This window comes from Sphingomonas sp. Leaf343 (genome assembly GCF_001423765.1).
Taxonomy (GTDB): domain Bacteria; phylum Pseudomonadota; class Alphaproteobacteria; order Sphingomonadales; family Sphingomonadaceae; genus Sphingomonas.
The window spans coordinates 122,398-141,567 of the sequence record NZ_LMPG01000013.1 but is presented as its reverse complement, the minus strand read 5'-3'; the positions used below and the strand labels follow the sequence as shown (position 1 = coordinate 141,567).

General features: G+C 68.0%; 18 protein-coding genes. 8 read left to right on the top strand and 10 right to left on the bottom strand.

Annotated features, from left to right (window positions below):
- Positions 1-8: 8 nt before the first annotated feature.
- Complete coding sequence (locus ASG07_RS11800) at positions 9-1,226, bottom strand: LL-diaminopimelate aminotransferase (protein WP_055846523.1); 1,218 nt, start codon at positions 1,224-1,226, stop codon at positions 9-11.
- 106 nt (positions 1,227-1,332) lie between these two features.
- Between ASG07_RS11800 and ASG07_RS11795 the strand changes: the two genes are divergently transcribed.
- The gene (locus ASG07_RS11795) at positions 1,333-3,039 is read left to right on the top strand and encodes a PHA/PHB synthase family protein (protein WP_055846518.1); all 1,707 of its coding nucleotides are present in this window, start codon (positions 1,333-1,335) and stop codon (positions 3,037-3,039) included.
- 9 nt (positions 3,040-3,048) lie between these two features.
- Here the strand turns inward: ASG07_RS11795 and ASG07_RS17900 are convergent, their stop codons facing one another.
- Positions 3,049-3,588, bottom strand: coding sequence for a hypothetical protein (locus ASG07_RS17900; RefSeq protein WP_236694659.1), 540 nt, complete (start codon positions 3,586-3,588; stop codon positions 3,049-3,051).
- Between ASG07_RS17900 and ASG07_RS17895 the strand changes: the two genes are divergently transcribed.
- Together ASG07_RS17895 and clpS are read left to right on the top strand one after the other, a co-directional pair.
- Positions 3,587-4,057 (top strand): phasin family protein, encoded by a 471-nt coding sequence (locus ASG07_RS17895; RefSeq protein WP_236694658.1) that lies wholly within the window; start codon positions 3,587-3,589, stop codon positions 4,055-4,057. The two genes, ASG07_RS17900 and ASG07_RS17895, sit on opposite strands and share 2 nt — an antisense overlap.
- A gap of 238 nt (positions 4,058-4,295) precedes the next feature.
- A complete protein-coding gene (clpS, locus tag ASG07_RS11785) occupies positions 4,296-4,622 on the top strand; it encodes an ATP-dependent Clp protease adapter ClpS (protein WP_055847058.1) in 327 nt (108 codons plus the stop codon).
- Positions 4,623-4,741: 119 nt separating this feature from the next.
- Here the strand turns inward: clpS and ASG07_RS11780 are convergent, their stop codons facing one another.
- Positions 4,742-5,407 (bottom strand): Crp/Fnr family transcriptional regulator, encoded by a 666-nt coding sequence (locus ASG07_RS11780; protein ID WP_236694657.1) that lies wholly within the window; start codon positions 5,405-5,407, stop codon positions 4,742-4,744.
- Positions 5,408-5,683: 276 nt separating this feature from the next.
- Between ASG07_RS11780 and murA the strand changes: the two genes are divergently transcribed.
- A complete protein-coding gene (gene murA, locus ASG07_RS11775) occupies positions 5,684-6,967 on the top strand; it encodes a UDP-N-acetylglucosamine 1-carboxyvinyltransferase (protein WP_055846512.1) in 1,284 nt (427 codons plus the stop codon).
- Positions 6,968-7,035: 68 nt separating this feature from the next.
- Here the strand turns inward: murA and ASG07_RS11770 are convergent, their stop codons facing one another.
- From ASG07_RS11770 to lgt, 5 genes are all read right to left on the bottom strand, one after another.
- A complete protein-coding gene (locus ASG07_RS11770; RefSeq protein ID WP_055846509.1) occupies positions 7,036-8,355 on the bottom strand; it encodes a cystathionine gamma-synthase family protein in 1,320 nt (439 codons plus the stop codon).
- A gap of 66 nt (positions 8,356-8,421) precedes the next feature.
- Entirely contained in the window at positions 8,422-9,180 is a 759-nt protein-coding gene (gene pgeF / locus ASG07_RS11765; RefSeq protein ID WP_055847052.1) for a peptidoglycan editing factor PgeF, read from the bottom strand.
- A gap of 8 nt (positions 9,181-9,188) precedes the next feature.
- Complete coding sequence (locus tag ASG07_RS11760; RefSeq protein WP_055846504.1) at positions 9,189-9,695, bottom strand: GNAT family N-acetyltransferase; 507 nt, start codon at positions 9,693-9,695, stop codon at positions 9,189-9,191.
- A gap of 1 nt (position 9,696) precedes the next feature.
- Positions 9,697-10,743, bottom strand: coding sequence for a class I SAM-dependent methyltransferase (locus ASG07_RS11755; protein ID WP_055846500.1), 1,047 nt, complete (start codon positions 10,741-10,743; stop codon positions 9,697-9,699).
- 3 nt (positions 10,744-10,746) lie between these two features.
- Positions 10,747-11,631 (bottom strand): prolipoprotein diacylglyceryl transferase, encoded by an 885-nt coding sequence (lgt, locus tag ASG07_RS11750; RefSeq protein WP_055846497.1) that lies wholly within the window; start codon positions 11,629-11,631, stop codon positions 10,747-10,749.
- A gap of 65 nt (positions 11,632-11,696) precedes the next feature.
- Between lgt and ASG07_RS11745 the strand changes: the two genes are divergently transcribed.
- The 4 genes from ASG07_RS11745 (at position 11,697) to phbB (ending at position 17,537) form a co-directional block, all read left to right on the top strand.
- On the top strand, positions 11,697-13,385 hold the full coding sequence (locus tag ASG07_RS11745; protein WP_201781015.1) for a class I adenylate-forming enzyme family protein: 1,689 nt from the start codon (positions 11,697-11,699) through the stop codon (positions 13,383-13,385).
- Positions 13,386-13,578: 193 nt separating this feature from the next.
- Positions 13,579-15,762, top strand: coding sequence for a xanthine dehydrogenase family protein molybdopterin-binding subunit (locus tag ASG07_RS11740; RefSeq protein ID WP_055846494.1), 2,184 nt, complete (start codon positions 13,579-13,581; stop codon positions 15,760-15,762).
- Between the two features lie 2 nt (positions 15,763-15,764).
- Positions 15,765-16,784 carry a ferrochelatase gene (gene hemH / locus ASG07_RS11735; protein WP_055846489.1) on the top strand — a complete coding sequence of 340 codons (1,020 nt, stop codon included), beginning with the start codon at positions 15,765-15,767 and terminating at the stop codon, positions 16,782-16,784.
- A 30-nt stretch (positions 16,785-16,814) separates the two neighbouring features.
- On the top strand, positions 16,815-17,537 hold the full coding sequence (gene phbB, locus ASG07_RS11730; RefSeq protein ID WP_055846486.1) for an acetoacetyl-CoA reductase: 723 nt from the start codon (positions 16,815-16,817) through the stop codon (positions 17,535-17,537).
- 142 nt (positions 17,538-17,679) lie between these two features.
- Here phbB and ASG07_RS11725 read toward each other — a convergent pair whose 3' ends face one another.
- On the bottom strand, positions 17,680-18,531 hold the full coding sequence (locus ASG07_RS11725) for a hypothetical protein (RefSeq protein WP_156361844.1): 852 nt from the start codon (positions 18,529-18,531) through the stop codon (positions 17,680-17,682).
- A 139-nt stretch (positions 18,532-18,670) separates the two neighbouring features.
- Complete coding sequence (locus ASG07_RS11720; protein ID WP_055846478.1) at positions 18,671-19,024, bottom strand: glycine zipper 2TM domain-containing protein; 354 nt, start codon at positions 19,022-19,024, stop codon at positions 18,671-18,673.
- Between the last annotated feature and the right edge of the window lie 146 nt (positions 19,025-19,170).

The window sequence follows — 19,170 nt, the reverse complement described above, 5'->3', positions numbered from 1 at the left end:
CTACCGCCTCACCCTGCCCCCTGCGCCGGGGTATTCACCCCCATCGACTGCAGATACCGCTTCACGTTCCGCGCCGCCTGACGCAGGCGCTGTTCGTTCTCGACCAGCGCGATGCGGACGAAACCTTCGCCGTTCTCGCCATATCCGACACCCGGCGCGACCGCGACCTTCGCCTCGGTCAGCATCTGCTTGGAGAATTCCAGCGATCCCAGATGCGCCAGCGCCGGCGGCAACGGCGCCCAGGCGAACATCGACGCACGTGGGCTTGGAATGTCCCATCCCGCCCGCGCGAAGCTGTCGACCAGCACGTCGCGGCGCTTGTGGTACAGCACTCGGTTCTTCTCGACGATGTCCTGCGGCCCGTTCAGCGCCGCGCATGCCGCCGCCTGGATCGGCGTGAACGCGCCGTAATCGAGGTACGACTTCACCCGCGTCATCGCCGCGATCAGCTTCGCATTGCCGACCGCGAAGCCGATCCGCCAGCCGGCCATGCTGTACGTCTTGGACAGTGATGTGAACTCGACCGCGACATCCTTGCCGCCCTTGACCTGCAAAATGGAGGGCGTCGGATTGCCGTCGTAATACAGCTCCGAATAGGCGAGGTCGGACAGGATCCACAGCCCGTGATCCTTCGCGAACGCCACCAGCCGCTCGTAGAAGGCGAGATCGACCGTCTCCGCCGTCGGGTTCGACGGATAGTTGACGACCAGCACGCTCGGCCGCGGCACGGTGAACGCCATCGCCCGCTCCAGACTTTCGAAATACGCCTCGTCGGGCGTCGTCGGCACGGCGCGGATCGTCGCGCCGGCGATGATGAAGCCGAAGGTGTGGATCGGATAGCTGGGGTTCGGTGCGAGCACGACATCGCCCGGCGCGGTGATCGCGGTGGCGAGGCTGGCCAGCCCCTCCTTCGATCCCATCGTCACGACGACCTCGGTCTCCGGGTTCAAGTCGACCCCGAACCGTCGCCCGTAATAATTCGCTTGCGCGCGACGGAGGCCGGGAATTCCCTTCGATTGCGAATAGCCGTGCGCGTCCGGTTTCCGCGTCACCTCGATCAGCTTCTCGATGACGTGGTCCGGCGGCGGCAGGTCGGGATTGCCCATGCCGAGATCGATGATGTCCTCGCCGCCCGCGCGCGCCGCCGCCCGCATCGCGTTCACTTCCGCGATCACGTACGGGGGCAGGCGCTTCATGCGGTAGAAATCGTCGGACGGGTCGGTCATGGCAGTACCTTTCGCAGACGCATCTACAGCGAAGCAGCGCGCCGCGAAAGCTGACGCGGAACCGCGAATGCGCTACGCCCGTCTACAGGATGAGGAGAGACCGCGCATGGCCGACGCACCCGAGCAGCCGACCCTGAAGGACATGCAGCATTGGACCTGGGTCCTGGGCCGCGCGCAGCAGATGATGATGGAGCAGGGCATCGGCGCGTTTCCGACCATGCCCGGCTTCAACGACCCCGCGACGCTGGAGCGGGTGCGCGACTTCTGGACCGACAGCCTGACCTTGTGGCAGCGTTTCCTCGATCCCGCCGGTGCGCCGCCGGCCGCGGAGGCGCCCGAACAGGCGCGCGACAAACGGTTCAAGGATGCGGCGTGGCGCGAGAATCCCGTCTTCGACCTGATCCGTCAGAGCTACAATACGATCGCCGACCATATGCTGCGCGGCGTCGACGCGATCGACGGCATCGATCCGAAGCAGCGCGAGCAGTTGCGCTTCGCCACGCGCGGCTTCGTCGATGCGATGAGCCCGACCAACTTCGCCCTCACCAATCCGGCGGTGCTGGAGCGGACCGTCGAGACGCGCGGCGAGAACCTGCTCAAGGGGCTCCAGAACATGCTCGCGGACATGGGCCGCGGGCAGATGACGCACACCGACGGCTCCGCGTTCGAGGTCGGCCGCAATCTGGCCGCGACGCCGGGTCAGGTGGTCAGGCGCACCGACCTGTACGAACTCATCCAGTATAATCCGACGACGAAGAAGGTGCTGGCGACGCCGCTGCTGATCTTCCCGCCGTGGATCAACCGCTTCTACATCCTCGATCTGACGCCGGAGAAGAGCTTCATCCGCTGGGCGGTGGAGCAGGGCGTCACCGTGTTCATGGTCTCGTGGAAATCCGCCGACGCGACGATGAAGGATGTGATCTGGGACGATTACGTCGCCGCGCAGGTCGATGCGATCGACACCGTCCGCGATCTGCTCGACGTACCGGCGGTGCATACCGTCGGCTATTGCGTCGCCGGCACCACGCTCGCCGCGACGCTGGCGGTGGAGACGGCGCGGGGCGGGGCGGACAAGGTCGCCAGCGCCACGTTCTTCACCGCGCAGGTCGATTTCTCCGGTGCCGGCGACCTCCAGCATTTCGTCGACGACGAACAGTTGAAGATGCTGGAGAAACTGTCGCCGGACGGGTTCCTCGACGGCCGCTACATGGCAGCGACCTTCAACGCGCTTCGGGGTCGCGACCTGATCTGGAACTACGTCACCAACAACTACCTGCTCGGCAAGGATTATGCGCCGTTCGACCTGCTTCACTGGAACGGCGACACGACCAACCTGCCCGCGAAATGGCATCTGTCGTATCTGCGCGACCTGTATCGCGACAATCTGCTGGTGACGCCCGGCGCATTGTCGGTCGGCGGCACCCCGATCGACCTGACGACCGTGACGACGCCCACCTATGTTCAGGCCGGACGCGAGGATCATATCGCGCCCGCCGAAAGCGTGTGGAAGCTGACGCACCATTTCGCCGGCCCGCTCCGCTTCGTGCTGGCCGGGTCGGGTCATATCGCGGGCGTCGTCAACCCGCCCTCCGCCGGCAAATATCAATACTGGACGAACCCGGAACAGACCGACTCGCTGGGCGACTTCGTGGCGGGCGCGACCGAGACGAAGGGCAGCTGGTGGCCGGATTGGCTCGGATGGCTGAACAGCCTGAATGATGCGCAGGTGCCGGCGAAGGGTGCGCGCCTGCCCGGAAAGGGCAAGCTGCCCGCGCTGGAACCGGCACCGGGAAGCTACGTCCGCGCGAAGTGAGTGAGGGACTTATTGCTGCACTGCACAATTTCTGTTTGACAAACTCCTGTCGCCTCTCCATTTGTGCAGTGCAGCAAGGGAGAGGTGCGGCATGGCGACGAATGGACGCAAGGCAGACGGACGCAAGCCCGCGGTGACGCGATCGGCACCCGTTGCCCCCGCATCGAAGCCCGTCGATGGCCCGACGCCGGTGCCGCCGGCCCTGTCCGCCACCAACACCGTCGATGCTCCCAGGGCCGTGGCCGCCAAACCTGCGCCATTGAAGTCCGGGCCGGCCCGGCCGGTCGCGAGCGATCCCGTCGCTCCTAAGCCGGTCGTCAAGGCCGCGGCGGCAAAGCCGGCCGCGCCGGTCGCCAGGGCTTCCGAGCCGGCGAAGGCGGCGGTCGCATCGATCAAGGCATCCGTCGTCGAGGCCGCCAGGGCGGTCGCGACGCCGATCATCGAAGCCGTGGCGGCGCCTGCCGCACCTGCTTCTCCCGTGGCCGAACCGGCTGCGACCACCCCCACGGCCGCACCGGCCGCCACTTCAGAAGCAAAGGAACCGATCATGGCTACCGTCATCGATAATGCCCAGAACGCCGCCCAGTCCGCCGCACAGGACACCTCCGCCAAGGCGCAGGCCATGTTCTCCGACATGACCGAGCGCAGCAAGGGTGCGGTCGAGAAGAGCCAGAAGCTGTTCGCCGACGCCACCGAGTTCGGCAAGGGCAACGTCGAGGCGCTGGTCGAATCGTCGAAGATCGCCGCTCGCGGCATCGAGTCGATGAGCCACGAGGCCGTCGCCTATGCCAAGTCGTCGTTCGAGCAGGCTTCGGAAGCGATGAAGACGCTGTCGTCGGTCAAGTCGCCGTCGGAGTTCATGAAGCTCCAGGCCGATTATGCCCGCTCGGCATTCGACGCGATGATGGCGCAGACCTCGAAGTCGACGGAAGCGTCGCTGAAGCTGGCCGGCGAGGTCGCGCAGCCGATCTCGAACCGCATCGCGGTCGCCGCCGACAAGATCAAGGTCGCCGCGTAACTGGTGCCTTGGCCGGGTTCGCCCGGCCTGTGGAACGGGGCGGCGCAGCGATGCGCCGCCCTTTTTCGTGTCCCGATCCGGTGATCCAGGTGCCCGTCGATCCGGTCGCACCATGCGAAAGCGGCGTTCGGGTCTTGCCCATCGGTGGCGCGGTGCCATATCCCGCCTTCCCATGCAGCGACCGATCGACACCCCCTTCATGACGGCTGCCCCGGCGACCGTTCCGGCGCCGCCGACGATGGCCCAGCGCCGCGACGCCGACGGCGACGATACCGGCACCGGCATCGCCACCAAGACGCGCGCCAGGACGAAACAGCCGACGCCGTACCGCGTGCTGATGCTGAACGACGATTACACGCCGATGGAGTTCGTCGTCCTCTGCCTCCAGCGGTTCTTCCGCATGGATATGGAAGAGGCGACCCGCGTCATGCTCCACGTCCACCAGCGCGGCGTCGGCGTCTGCGGCGTCTTCTCCTACGAGGTCGCGGAGACGAAGGTCAGCCAGGTGATGGACTTCGCCCGCCAGAACCAGCACCCCCTGCAATGCACGCTGGAAAAGGCGTAGACGCAGGCGGGCCGCCGATGGAAGCGAGCAGGCCGCCGTTCGTCGTATGATGCTCTTTTCGGCGAGGGATCGGGGAAGGGCTTATCCGCCAGGCGACGCACGCCCGATGCGGAAATCCGTCACTCCCCCGCCGGCAACCACCCCAGATTCGCCTGCGCGTACCGGTCGACATAGTTCGCCGCCCGCACCAGCCGCTGTTCGTCCAGCAGCGTATACCGCCCGCCGTCCCGCCCGATCAGGCCCTCGTCCTCCAGTTGCCGCAGCATCCGGTTGACGTGAACCGCGGTCAGGCCGGTGGCGTCGCCGATCTCCTCCTGCGTGATACCGGGATGGAAGCTGTCGCCGATCTCGGGATCGCCGCGGCGCAGGCGGCTGCGGATATCGAGCAGCAGTGCCGCGACGCGCGCCTTCGCCGAGGTGCGGCCGATCGCCGCCAGCCGATCCGTCAGTGCGACCCGCCGGATCTGGTCCAGCGCCATCATCGCGCTCGCCAGCCGGGGATGCGCGGACAGCAGCGAGGCCATGGCGCTGCGGTCGAACGGGCTGATGACCACCTCCGTCAGCGCCATCACCGTCTCCGGCGAGGTTCCGAACGCCAGCGCCGACATGGCTATCATGTCGCCCGGAAACAGGAAGCGGAGGATTTGCCGCCGCCCGTCATGGAGCAGGACGTAGCTCATCATCATGCCCTGTTTCAGGACGTAGAGTTCGGCAATCCGGTCGTTCTCGCTGATGAGGATCGCGCCGCGCCGCAACCGGCGTTCCCGCTCCTCCAACGCTGCCAACGCGGCGTGTTCGACCGGAGTCAGTGTGACGAGATCGCCGAGACGGGCGGCGAAACAACTATGCGGCACTGGCGACCCATCCCCCCGGTAACGCAACCAATTAGGCGGTAGGTTGGCGCGGCTGCATTAAAGTCGATCAACCACAGGCGGATCGGCGGAATGCCTGCGATTCCGTATGCGCAGATCGCCGCTTTGCGGACCCCGGCCATCGGTTCCGGTCGCCCGCCGCGGTGCACGACCCTTGCACCCGACGCCACGCGCGATAGAGCATATCGGATGGACCGTATCCTGATCCGCGGCGGTAATCGCCTGTCCGGCCGCCTGCCGATTTCCGGCGCGAAGAACGCCGCGCTCACGCTGATGCCGTGCGCGCTGCTGACCGACGAGCCGCTGGTGCTGTCGAACCTGCCGCGCCTCGCCGACGTCGACGGGTTCGGCCATCTGCTCAACCAGCTAGGCGCGTCGACCGCGGTCGAGGGCACGCGCCCCGACGAATTCGGGCGGACGATGACGATCCACGCGAAGTCGCTGACCTCGACGGAGGCCCCGTACGACATCGTCCGCAAGATGCGCGCGTCGATCCTCGTGCTCGGCCCGCTGCTCGGGCGCGGCGGCGAGGCGCGGGTGTCGCTGCCCGGCGGCTGCGCGATCGGCAACCGTCCGATCGACCTCCACCTGAAGGCGCTGGAGGCGATCGGCGCGGAGCTGGAGATGACGGCGGGCTACGTCAAGGCGACCGCGCCCGGCGGCCGGCTGAAGGGGGGACGCTATCGCTTCCCCGTCGTGTCGGTGGGCGCGACCGAGAACGTCGTGATGGCGGCGTCGCTCGCCAGCGGGACCAGCGTGATCGAGAATGCCGCGCGCGAGCCCGAGATCGTCGACCTGTGCCGCTGCCTCGTCGCGATGGGCGCGTCTATTGACGGCATCGGTACGGAGACGCTGACGATCGAGGGCCGCGACCGGCTGCACGGCGCGACGTACCGCGTGATGCCCGACCGGATCGAGGCGGGCAGCTATGCCTGCGCCGCCGCGATCACCGGCGGATCGCTGGAGCTGACCGGCGTCGATGCGGGCGACATGGGCGCGACCTTGTCGGCGCTGGCGGATGCGGGCGTGCTGATCCAGCTCAAGCCCGGCTCCGTCTGCGTCTCCGCGCCCGATCCGCTGCGCCCCCTGACGCTGACGACCGCGCCTTTCCCCGGCTTCGCGACGGACATGCAGGCGCAGTTCATGGCGATGCTGACGCTGGCGGACGGCGCGAGCGTGCTGACCGAGACGATCTTCGAGAACCGCTACATGCACGTGCCGGAACTGGCGCGGATGGGGGCCGATATCCTCGTGCAGGGCCGCACCGCCGTCGTCCGCGGCGTCGGCAGGCTGACGGGCGCGCCGGTGATGGCGACCGACCTTCGCGCGTCGATGAGCCTGATCCTCGCCGGGCTGGCGGCGGAGGGCGAGACGCAGGTCAGCCGCATCTATCACCTCGATCGCGGGTATGAGCGGCTGGAGGAGAAGCTGTCGGCGGTCGGCGCGGATATCGAGCGCGCCGAGGGCGGCTGACGCCGGTTCAACCGAACTCCCCCCGTTCCTCACTCCCCTCCCCATGAGGAGGGGAGTGAGGAAAAGGCTCAGATCGCCGCCAGCGCCTGATCGAAATCGGCGATCAGGTCGTCCGCATCCTCGACGCCGATCGAGATCCGGACCAGGTTGTCGGTGATCCCCAGCGCCTGCTTGCGCGCATCCGGCACCGACAGGTGCGTCATCGCCGCCGGGTGGCTCGCCAGCGTCTCGGTCCCGCCCAGCGACACCGCCAACTTCGCGATCCGGAGCGCGTCGAGGAAGCGGAACGCCTCCGCCTCGCCACCCTTGACGAGCAGCGAGAAGGTCGAACCCGCGCCCGAACAATGCCGGTCGAAGATGTCCTTTTGCCGCGCATCCTCGATGAAGCCGAGATAGCTCATGCTGTCGACCTTCGGATGCTGGCGCAGGAAGGCGCAGACCTTGGCCGCGTTCTCGCCCGCGCGGCTCATCCGCAATTCCAGCGTCTCCAGCGACCGCAGCAGCATCCACGCGGTGTTCGGGTCGCAGATCGTGCCGATCGTGTTGCGCATCGAACGGATCGTGTCGATCTGCTCCTTCTTGCCCAGCACGCCGCCCGCGACCAGATCGCTGTGCCCGCCGGCGTATTTGGTCAGCGAATAGACGACGATGTCCGCGCCGTGCTTCAGCGGCTGGTGCCACAACGGCCCCAGGAACGTATTGTCGATCGCGATCGGCGGCTTCTCCGCCCTGTCGGCGAAGATCGCGTCGCGGCTGGCGGCCACCGCCTGCACGTCGACCAGCGCGTTGGTCGGGTTCGCCGGGCTTTCGAGATAGATCAGTGCGACATTGCCGGTCGCGGCCTCCTCCAGCACGCGGTCGATCTCCTCGCGGGTCGCGCCTGCCGGGAAGTCCAGCCACTTGACCCCGAACTTGCCGAGGATGCGCCCGATCAGCGTCTCCGTCGCGGCGTAGAGCGGCCCGGAATGGACGATCGTGTCGCCCGGCTTGGTCATCGCGAGGAACAGCGTCGCGATCGCGGACATGCCGCTGGAGAAGGCGAGCGCATCCTCCGCCTCCTCCCAGACGCCCAGCCGATCCTCCAGAATCTCCTGATTGGGGCCGTTGAAGCGCGAATAGACCAGCCCCTCGGCGCCGCCGGGACGCTTGCCCGTCACGCCCTCGAAATGACGTTTGCCGGCGGCGGCGTTGGGGAAAACGAAGGTGGAGGTCAGGAAGATCGGCGGCTTCAGCGATCCTTCCGACAGCGCGGGGTCGTATCCGTGACCCATCATCAGCGTCGACGGCTTCAGCTTGCGGCCGCCGATCGCCTCGACCTCCGCCTTCGGGCTGACACGCGCGGCGACGCCGGTCAGGTCGGCTTCCGTGGGGGTAGGGGTGTTCGGCATGATCCGTCTCCTTTGCGAAGGATGCTATCAGCCAACCCGTATCGTGGGAAACCAGTTCAACCCGAATTACAAACCGATAAGGGCGATCTGCCGCCCGTAAGAGGGTTCGCCGCGATGCGTGGCCCGCCGGTACGAGAAGAAGCGCGCTTCGTCGGCATAGGTGTCCAGCCCCAGCGCCTCGATCCGCGTCACGCCGGCCTGCGCCAGCCGGTGCGCGACATAGGCCTCCAGATCGAAGCGGTGATGCCCCGGCCGTCCTTCTGAAAAGAATCGCTCGTTCGCCGGATCGGCCGCGGCGAAGCGCGTCAGGAACGCGGTATCGACCTCGTAGCTGCGCCGCGCGATGCACGGTCCGATCGCCGCGACGATCCGCTCCGGCTGCGCACCCAGCGCGCGCATCGCGGCGATCGTCGCATCGGTGACGCCGCCGATCGCGCCCTTCCATCCCGCATGCGCCGCACCGATCACGCCCGCGTGCGGATCGGCCAGCAGCACCGGTGCGCAGTCGGCGGTCAGGATGCCGAGCAGCAGCCCCGGCCGGTCGGTCACCAGCGCATCGGCATGCGGCCGGATGTCGCCCAATGGCGCTGTGACGGTGACCGCATCGGCGGAATGGATCTGGTAACAGGTGGTCAGCGCCGCGCCCGGCAGCACCGCCGCGACGGCGCGCGCGCGATTCTCCGCCACCGCCGCCGGATCGTCCTCCGACCCCAGCCCGACGTTCAGCCCGCCGTGGATACCCGCGGACACGCCGCCGCGCCGCCCGAGGAACCCGTGCGCCACGCCCTCCAGCGACCGCGCCCGGATCACGTCCACACCCGTCATGCGGTCGCTCACAGGGCCAGCCGCATCAGATCGTCCTCGTCCGCCTGCTCGCCGACCATGAAAACATACGTCCCGACCCGCTCGAACCCGCGCTTCTCGTAGAAGCGTCGCGCCCGGTGGTTCTCGATGAACACCGACAGGTACAGGTCACGCGCACCCTCCGCCCGCGACGTCTCGATCGCCCAGTCCATCAGCGTCGCGGCGACGCCGGTGCCATGCCACGCCCCCAGCACATATAGCTGCCGCAACTCCGCCGACGGCCCGCGGCGTTCGACGGGCAAAGCCGGCGGCCCCAGCTTGGCGAAACCGGCGGCGACGCCGTCGTCCTCGGCGATGCGGATGCGGAAACCGGGATCGCCCAGCTCCGCGGCCCACGCTTCCTCCGACAGCCGTTCGAGGAACGCCGCCAGATCCTCCGGCCGGTACAGATGCCCGAACGTGTCGGTGAAGCTCTGCCGGCTCAGCGCCGACAGCGCCGCCGCATCGCCGGTCACGGCATCGCGATATTGGATCATGTCATCCTCTGTCGAAGGCCGCCGGCACCGGCCATGTCGGGGCCGTCACCGCCAGCACCTTGAACAGCCGGCCCATCTCGCCGACCAGCCGCATCCGGTCCGCCGCGATCCGTTCCGCCTGATCGGGCGTGGCGCGGGCGAGGGCGGCGGCGCGCGAGTCGATACCCAGCGTCACCAGCCACTCCCCCTGCTCGACCGGCCCCCACGCGACCGCACCCGACGCCTGCGCGGCGGCGGCCAGCGTGGTGAAGTCGACATGCGCGGTCAGGTCGTGGTCGCCGGGGTTCTCGTACGGGTTGGCGAAGCCGTGCCGCTTCACCGCCTGCAACGTCTCGCCCAGCACCGGCCCTTCATGGCCGTAATCCACGATCAGCAGCGCACCGCCCTGCATCGCGATCCGCGCCGCCAGCGTCCGGATGACCGCGACCCCGGCGGGCGACACTTCCAGCACCGAACCCGGGGGCGATGCGCGCAGTGGTTCGGGGATGACGGCGTCGGGTACCGGCTTCCCCGCGATCGGCAGGAACAGGATGTCCTGACACGCCACCAGCCGCTCGCGCCATGCCTCCGGTCCCTTGACCAGTTGCCGGATCGGCAGCGCATCGAAGAACTCGTTGGCGATGACGATCAGCGGCCGGTCGGTCGGCAGCGTCTCGACCGCATCGTGCCACGTCGCGTCCGGAAGCCGCTCCGTCTGTGCCGCGCGCAGCAACGGGCTGGTCTCGACCAGATGCACGTCCGGCGTCAGGCCGGCCCGCGCCATCGCCCGCGTCGCGTCCACCGCCAACGTCCCGCGTCCCGGCCCCAGTTCGACCCACGCGACATCCGGGCGTTTCGCGCGGTCCCAAAGGTCGGCGCCCCACAGCCCGACGAGCTCGCCGAACATCTGGCTGATCTCGGGCGCGGTGACGAAATCGCCCGCCGCGCCGAACGGATCGCGGGTCGCGTAATACTGCGCGTTGGCGGCGACCATGTACTGCGACACCGGGATCGGTCCCGCCAGCGCGATCGCGCGCGCCAGCCGTTCGGGAAGTGCCTCGTCCGTCACGGTTCAGGCCACGCTGTCGACGCCGGCGATCGGCTCCACCCGCGTCCGCCGTCTGGTGGAGGTCGTCACCAGATACAAGCCGCCCGCGATCATCGGCACGCACAGCCACTGGCCCATATGCAGCCCGGTCGCCTCCGCGAAGGCGACCAGTTGCCGGTCGGGTTCGCGGAAGAACTCCACCGTGAACCGCGCGATGCCGTATCCGACCAGGAACAGCCCGACGAGCCGTCCCGGATAATAGCGCGCCCTGGTCCGCCAGAAGGCATAGGCCAGCAGCGCGAACAGCAGCACGCCCTCCAGCGCCGCTTCGTACAACTGGCTCGGGTGCCGGGCCGGGTCGAGCATCGGATAGGGGACGGTGTTCGGGAAGACGATCGCCCAGGGCACGTCGGCGGGCTTGCCCCACAATTCGCCGTTCACGAAATTCGCCAACCGCCCGAAGAACAACCCGAACGGCACCACGCACGCGACGTAGTCGTGGATGCGCAGCCAGTCGAGTTTGTGCTTGCGCGCGAACAGGATGATCCCCAGCGACGTACCCAGCACGCCGCCGTGGAACGACATGCCGCCATCCCACAGTCGCACGATGCGCAGCGGGTGCAGGAACATTTCCGGCGCGTAGAAGATCACGTAACCGATCCGCCCGCCCAGGATGATGCCCAGCGTCGCATAGAAGACCAGATCGTCGGCATGTCGCCGCGCCATCGGTGCGCCGGGCTGCGCGAGCAGCTTCAGCAGGTACCACCACCCGATCAGGATGCCGGCGATATAGGCCAGGCTGTACCAGCGCAGCGTGAAGAACCCGATCGAGAACACATCGGGGTGAAGCCCCAATGATTCGAAACGGATATGATCGCCGACGGCCGCGGCGAGAATGGGCAGGATCAAGGCTTCCCCCTCTTGGATCGGGCCTGCATAAAGGTCGGAAACGACAAGACCAAGCGGAGAGAGCGATGCGGACGGAGCTGGATGGCCGGATGGACGGCATGCTCGCGGCGATCACGGGCGAAGGCGGCATGATGCCGCTGACCACGATCGAGCGATGGGGCACCGAATTGCCGGTGATCGCCGCCGCGCCGCCCACGCTCGCCGCCTACTTCGCGCATTTCTGCGAACAGCACCGCCAGGCGTGCTTCATCGTCGCGGGCGAGGAACGGCTGACCTTCGGCGAGACGTTCGCGACGGCTTTATCGGTGGCGAAGGCGCTGGCCGGGCGTGGCATCGCGAAGGGCGATCGCGTCGGGATCGCCGCGCGCAATTCGCCGTCGTGGATCGTCAGCTACATGGGCATCGTCATGGCGGGCGGCGTCGCGACCCTGCTCAACGGCTGGTGGCAGGCGGACGAGCTGGCGGTCGCGATCCGCGATGTCGACTGCTCACTGATCGTCGCCGATCCGCCGCGCGCCAAGCGCCTTGCCGCCATTCGGGGCCTGACCACGCCCGTCGTCGTGCTCGACGACACGCTGCCGCTGCCGCAGGCGATCGCGCCGCTGCTCGGGGGTGCGGAGGGCGAGTTGCCCGACCTGTCGCCGGACGACTCGGCGACGATCCTGTTCACCTCCGGCTCGACCGGCCGGTCGAAGGGCGCATTGTCCGATCACCGCGCGGTGGTACAGGGGACCTTCAACTTCCTCGCTTCCGCCGTCGTCATGCTCGGCCTGTCGACGCAGGACGGCAAGGCACCGCCCGCGCAGCACGTCACGCTGCTGACGCTGCCGCTGTTCCACGTCACCGGCGAAGTGCCCTGTTTCCTCCAGAGCTTCGCGATCGGCCGCCGGCTGGTCATCATGCCGCGCTGGGACGCGACCGAGGCGATGCGGCTGATCCAGCGGGAGAAGGTCAGCTACTTCGTCGGCGTTCCGTTGATGAGCTACGAGATCCTCAATCACCCGGATCGTGCGGATTACGACCTGTCGACCGTGTCCGACTTCGCCGCCGGCGGTGCACCGCGTCCGGAAGAGCATGTCCGCCGCATGGACGAGGAACTGGGTGGCCCCGCGCCGTTGATCGGTTTCGGCCTGACCGAAACGAACGCCGTCGGCAGCGGCAACTGGCGGTCGAACTATGTCGCCAAGCCCGCCTCCGCCGGCCGCGCCTCGCCGCCTTTGGTCGAACTCGCGATTCTCGACGATGCCGGCCACCATCTGGCGCAGGGCGAGCGCGGCGAGATCGGCATCCGCTCGATCGCCAATTTCCGCGAATACTGGCGCGACCCGGCGGCGACCGCGGCGGCCTTTACGCAGGACGGGTTCTTCCGGTCGGGCGACATCGGCTATCTCGACGAGGACGGTTACCTGTTCATCGTCGACCGCAAGAAGGACATCATCATCCGCGGCGGCGAGAACATTAGCTGTCAGGAGGTCGAGGCGGCGCTCTACGCCCATCCCGCGGTCCACGAGGCGGCGGTGTTCGGCCTGCCCGACGCGCGTCTCGGTGAAGTCCCGGCGGCGGTGGTCCATGCCGACGAGGGGCTGGAGCCGGACGACCTGAACACCTTCCTCGCCGAGCACCTCGCGGCGTTCAAGGTTCCCGCCCGCATCTGGTACGCCGCTGGTCCCTTGCCCCGGCTGGGCACGGAGAAGATCGACAAGGTCACCCTCAAAACCCACTACCGCGCCCTCGCCGCGGCGGAGGCGGGGTGACACTCCTCCCCTGCAAGGGGAGGTGGCGCGAAGCGACGGAGGGGTGACACCCCTCTCGATAGCGGCACACCCCTCCGTCAGGGCTGCGCCCTGCCACCTCCCCTTGCAGGGGAGGAGTGAAGTCGGAGCAGCAAACACTTAAGCCCCGCCCGAAAACCCGCTAACCCCACCCGATGACCTCGCCCGCGACCTCATGCCGATAGACCGCCGACAGGTTCTGATCGCCGGCGGCATCGGCACCGGCCTGATCGTCGCGTGGAATCTGTGGCCGCGCGACTATCCGACGACGCTGGTCGCCAATCCCGGCGAAACGCCGTTCGGCGCGTATCTGAAGATCGGCGAGGACGGCCATGTCACCGTCGCCGTGCCGCAGGCCGAACACGGGCAGGGCATCTGGACCACATTGCCGCAGATCGTCGCCGACGAACTCGGCGCGGACTGGCGCACCGTGGCGGTGGAGGCCGCGCCGCTCAGCCCGCTCTACGCCAACGCGCTGGGGCTGGACGACCTGCTGGAGGGCATGCCGACCGGCGTCACCGCCGCGAACCCCGCGCCGATGCTCACCGCCGCGTCCAGCTCGATCCGGCGGTTCGAGGACCCCGCGCGCGACGCCGCGGCAACCGCCCGCGCGCTGCTGTGCATGGCCGCCGCCCGGCGCTGGGACGCGGACTGGCGCGCGTGCAGCACCGCCGCCGGCTTCGTCGTGCTCGGCCGGCAACGCCTGCGCTTCGCCGAACTCGCCGCCGCCGCCGCGAAGCTGACCCCGCCCGATCCGTTGCCGATCGGAGTGCAGGGCGCGGGCAAGCTGATGGGGCAGGACCTGCCCCGTCTCGACGCCCCGGCCAAGGTCGACGGCTCGGTCAACTTCACAGGCGACATCCGCCTCCCCGACATGGTCCACGCCGCCATCCGTCAGGGACCGCTGGGCGATAGCCGATTGGTACGGGTCGACCGCGCTGCCGCCGACCGGGTGCGTGGTGTGCTGTCGGTGGTGGAGACGCAGCGTTGGGTCGCCACGGTCGCGACGACGTGGTGGGCCGCCAGCAAGGGGCTGGAGGCGCTCGCCCCCCGGTTCGAGACGCGCGGTCCCCGTATCGACGATGCGTCGATCACCAAGGCGCTTGATGCGGCATTCGAGGAGGACGGCCACAGGATCGCCACGACCGGCGATCTGTCCGATGTCTTCAGGGGCGCGGTGCTGTTCACCGCCACCTATCGTGCGAGCGCAGGCGTGCACGCTGCGATCGAGACGCCGGCCGCGACCGCGCGGTTCGACGACGGTCGGCTGGAACTCTGGCTGGCGACACAGGCTCCCGGCATCGTCCGTGCCGCCGCGGCCCGCGCGGCGGGACTGGCGGAGGAGGCGGTGCTGATCCATCCGATGCAGATCGGCGGATCGGTGGGGCAGTGCCTCGACACGCAATGCGCCGAACAGGCCGCCATTCTCGCGGTGAAGATCGGCCGGCCGGTCAGCCTGACCTGGTCGCGCGCGGAGGCGATGCTGCAAGACCGGTATCGCCCGCCCGCCGTTGCGCAGATGGCGGCGCGGCTCGGCACGGGCGGGGCGATCATGGGCTGGCAGGCGAAGATCGCCGCGCCCGCGACCGGGATCGACCTGGTTCGGCACTTGGTTCCCGGCGTCGGCACGCGGCTGGCGCAGGGCGCGAACGGCGCGGATGCCTATGCGGTCGGCGGTGCGGTGCCGCCCTATCGGCTGCCCGCGATCGCGATCGATCACCACCCCGCCGACATCGGCATCCCGACCGGCCACTTCCGCGGCGGCGCGCATGGGCTGACCTGCTTCTTCACCGAATGCTTCCTTGACGAACTCGCGCATGCGGGCCGGTCCGAACCGGTATCCTTTCGCATCGGGATGCTGGGCGGCGAGCCGCGTCTGGCGCGCTGCCTGTCGACTGCCGCCTCCCTCGGCGGGTGGGAAGGCGGCGTACAGGGCAGCGGGCAGGGGATCGCCGCGCATGCGTTTCGCGGCAGCTATGTCGCCGTCATGGCGGAGGCACATATGGGGGACGACGGCCGCACGGTGGTCGACCGGCTGGTCGCGGCGGTCGATTGCGGGCGGATGGTCAATCCCGACATCGTTCGTCAGCAGGTCGAGGGCGGGCTGATCGTCGGCCTCGCACAGGCATTGGGCGGCGCGACGGGATTCGACCGCAATCTCGCGACCGCGCGCGGCTTCGATCGGCTGTGGCTGCCGCGACTGGCCGATACGCCGGACATCACGGTGGAGTTGATCCGCTCCGGCGAAGCGCCCTGCGGCGTGTCCGAACTCGCCATTCCACCCGTCGCGCCGGCGATCGCCAACGCGCTGCATGCCGCGACGGGCTATCGCATCCGCCGCTTGCCGCTAAGAGCCTGAGCATGAACCCTCCCGTCCACGCGCCCGCCGATCATCCGCCCATCGCGAAGCCGCGCATCGGCGTGCTGCTGATGAATCTCGGCACGCCTGACGGGGCGGACGCCAAGTCGGTGAAGCGCTACCTCGGCGAATTCCTGTCGGATCGCCGCGTCGTGGAGATTCCGGCGATCGCGTGGCAGCCGATCCTGCGCGGCATCATCCTGAATACGCGGCCGAAGAAATCCGCGCACGCCTATCAGCAGGTCTGGCGCGAGGACGGCTCGCCGCTCGCCGCCTTCACCCGCGCGCAGGCGACGCGACTGAAGGATGCGTTCGGGCCGGGCGTGCTGGTCGACTGGGCGATGCGCTATGGCAACCCGGCCATCGCCGAGCGGTTGCAGGCGATGAAGGATGCCGGGTGCGAACGCATCCTGCTCGCGCCGCTCTACCCGCAATATTGCGCAGCGACGACCGCAACCGCCAACGACAAGGCGTTCGCGCATCTGGCGACGATGCGCTGGCAGCCGGCGATCCGCACCCTGCCGCCCTATCACGACAACGCCGCCTATATTGGCGCGCTGAAGACCTCGATCGAGCAGTCGCTGGCACGGCTCGACTTCGAACCCGAGACGCTGATCGCCAGTTTCCACGGCATGCCGAAGCGGACGCTGGCGCTGGGCGATCCCTATCATTGTCATTGCCAGAAGACGGCGCGCCTGCTCGCGGAGGCGATGGGTCGCCCGGTGACGATCGCGTTCCAGTCGCGCTTCGGTCCGGCTAGGTGGCTGGGGCCGGCGACGGACGAGACGCTGGTCGCGCTGGCGCAAGCCGGTACGCGCAAGGTCGCGATCGCCGCGCCCGGTTTCTCGGCTGACTGTCTGGAGACGCTGGAGGAGCTGGCGATCCGTGGCCGCGAGTCGTTCGAGCAGGCGGGAGGCACCCATTTCGCCTATCTGCCATGCCTCAACGACGAGGATGTAGGCATCGATATGTTGCGCAACATACTTTCACGGGAACTTGAAGGCTGGGTGCGGCTGCCCTAGCGTCGATACAACCACAACGGGAGAGGTTGAATGGCAAGAGTGGCGATCGTCACGGGCGGAACACGCGGCATCGGCGAGGCAATCAGCCTTGCGTTGAAGGAGGCGGGCTTCATCGTCGCCGCGAATTATGCGGGCAATGAACAGCGCGCGGCCGAATTCACGGAGCGTACCGGCATCCCCGCCTACAAATGGGACGTCTCGGATTACGATGCCTGTCAGGAGGGTTGCGCCAGGGTTGCCGCCGATCTCGGCCCGGTCGACGTGGTCGTCAACAATGCCGGCATCACGCGCGACGGCACCATCCTGAAGATGACGTATCAGGCGTGGAAGGAAGTGATTGATACCAACCTGGGCGGCTGCTTCAACATGGCCAAGGCCGTGTTCCCTGGCATGCGCGATCGCAAATGGGGTCGCATCGTCAATATCGGATCGATCAACGGACAGGCCGGCCAGTACGGTCAGGTCAACTATGCCGCCGCCAAGTCGGGCATCCACGGCTTCACCAAGGCGCTGGCGCAGGAGGGTGCGCGCGTCGGCGTCACCGTCAACGCGATCGCGCCGGGCTATATCGATACCGACATGGTCGCTGCGGTCCCGGCCGACGTGCTGGAGAAGATCGTGGCCAAGATTCCGGTCGGTCGGCTGGGTCAGGCGCACGAGATCGCGCGCGGCGTCGCCTTCCTGTGTTCTGAAGATGGCGGCTTCGTCACCGGATCGACGCTGAGCATCAACGGCGGGCAGCATATGTACTGAAACCGGGGGCGGCGCGACCTCGTCGCGCCGCCGCTTCTGGAACGACCGGCAGATCGGGGAAAGCGAAGCCCGCCTGACGGGGAATGGTGGCATCGTCATCGAGCACGCTGGCCGGTTCTTGCGGATCGGACCCGATCGCCGGCTATTTCCCGCCGGAAATTTCCCCGTTTTTCAGGAACGCCGCGGCGATATCGCCTTGCACGGCGAATGCGGAACGATTTCCTTGACCGCTGTATACGCCGCGCAGGACATTCCTGTCGAGATCGGTCAGGGATGTCGGGGCATGGTCGTCGCTATCGGGCATGAACGCCGACAGGATCGAATCGCGGGTCGCGGCCCGTCCGGATCGGCCGTCGACCAGTCCTCGCATCGCGGCATAGTCGGCGATCTGGATCGGATCGCGGCCGCGGACGCCGGCAGCGTCGATCACCACATAGGCGGCCACGATATCCCGCCGAAAGGTCAGTGAAGTCAAGTTCCCACCCTGTACCGTCACCTCGGCGACGCCATCGGTGCCCCGATTGGGCGTTCTGCCGTCGCGGCTGCGGATGTCGGCCTCTACCCAGGCGCGGGCGAAACCGGGCTCCGCTACTATCCGGCGGACATCGGCGAGCGACTGCCCGGCGACGTTGCCCGGGCGGTGATCGGCCAACCTGCGGACCGTCGCGCGTGAATCGCGCACGATCAGCACGATGAGATTGGGCGCGCATCCGGGTTCGCCGACACGCAGGCCGATCTCGTCCGCGACGATGCCGATCCGGTCGACGATCGCCTGAGCGGCCGGTCGGGTCAGCCCCATCACGCCGGGGCAGACGGGAACCGTGAAACGGGCCAGCGGCTGATCCGGAGACAAAGGCGGCAAGATCTGTTCGACGCGGCGGCGAACCTCCTTCTTCGTCGGCGTACCGCTGGCGGTTACGACGATGTCGGAGGGTGGCACGGGTGATGGCACCGATGCCGCCACCTGCAGCGACAGGATCAATCCGTGGAACATCGTTTCATGGATAACGACCATGGAGCGCAATGCAATCCGCTGCCCGGGTCGGAACCTGCCGCAAAGAGGGTCGGTCCCAACGAGGAACCGACCCCCACCCCCCAAACGCTACACGGGGGGTACGCAACTGCCGCAGATGTTAGCGGCGGCAGTATCCGGGACGATCCGAACGATCGATCTCGCGACCGGCGAGACCGCCGAGCACCGCGCCGCCCAGAGTGCCGACCGTACGGTCGCCGCGGGTGTCGACGGTGCGGCCCAGCAGGCCGCCGGCGATGGCGCCGATGATGGCACCGCCCGCGCCATCCTTGCAGCGCTGGCGTCCCCGATAGTCGCGACGGCTGTCGCGATAGCCGCGATCGTAGTTGCCGTAGCCGCGATCGTCGTAGCTCCGATAGTGACGGCCACGCTGCGCCTCCGCGGCGCTGACGGGGATCATGGCCGATGCGCCCATTGCGAGAGCGGCGGCGGTGAGAGAAAGCGTCCTGAACATGTCTCGTACTCCCGTTTCTGGCTTTTCGGCGGGGTAGGTGCCCGTCGTCGATGTTAGGCTTTTCGCCGATTCGCATTGAGCGAACCCTGAATGTGTCCGTTATCGCCGGTTCAGGCTGGCGGTGCGTGAAGGGAACGCTATGCCCG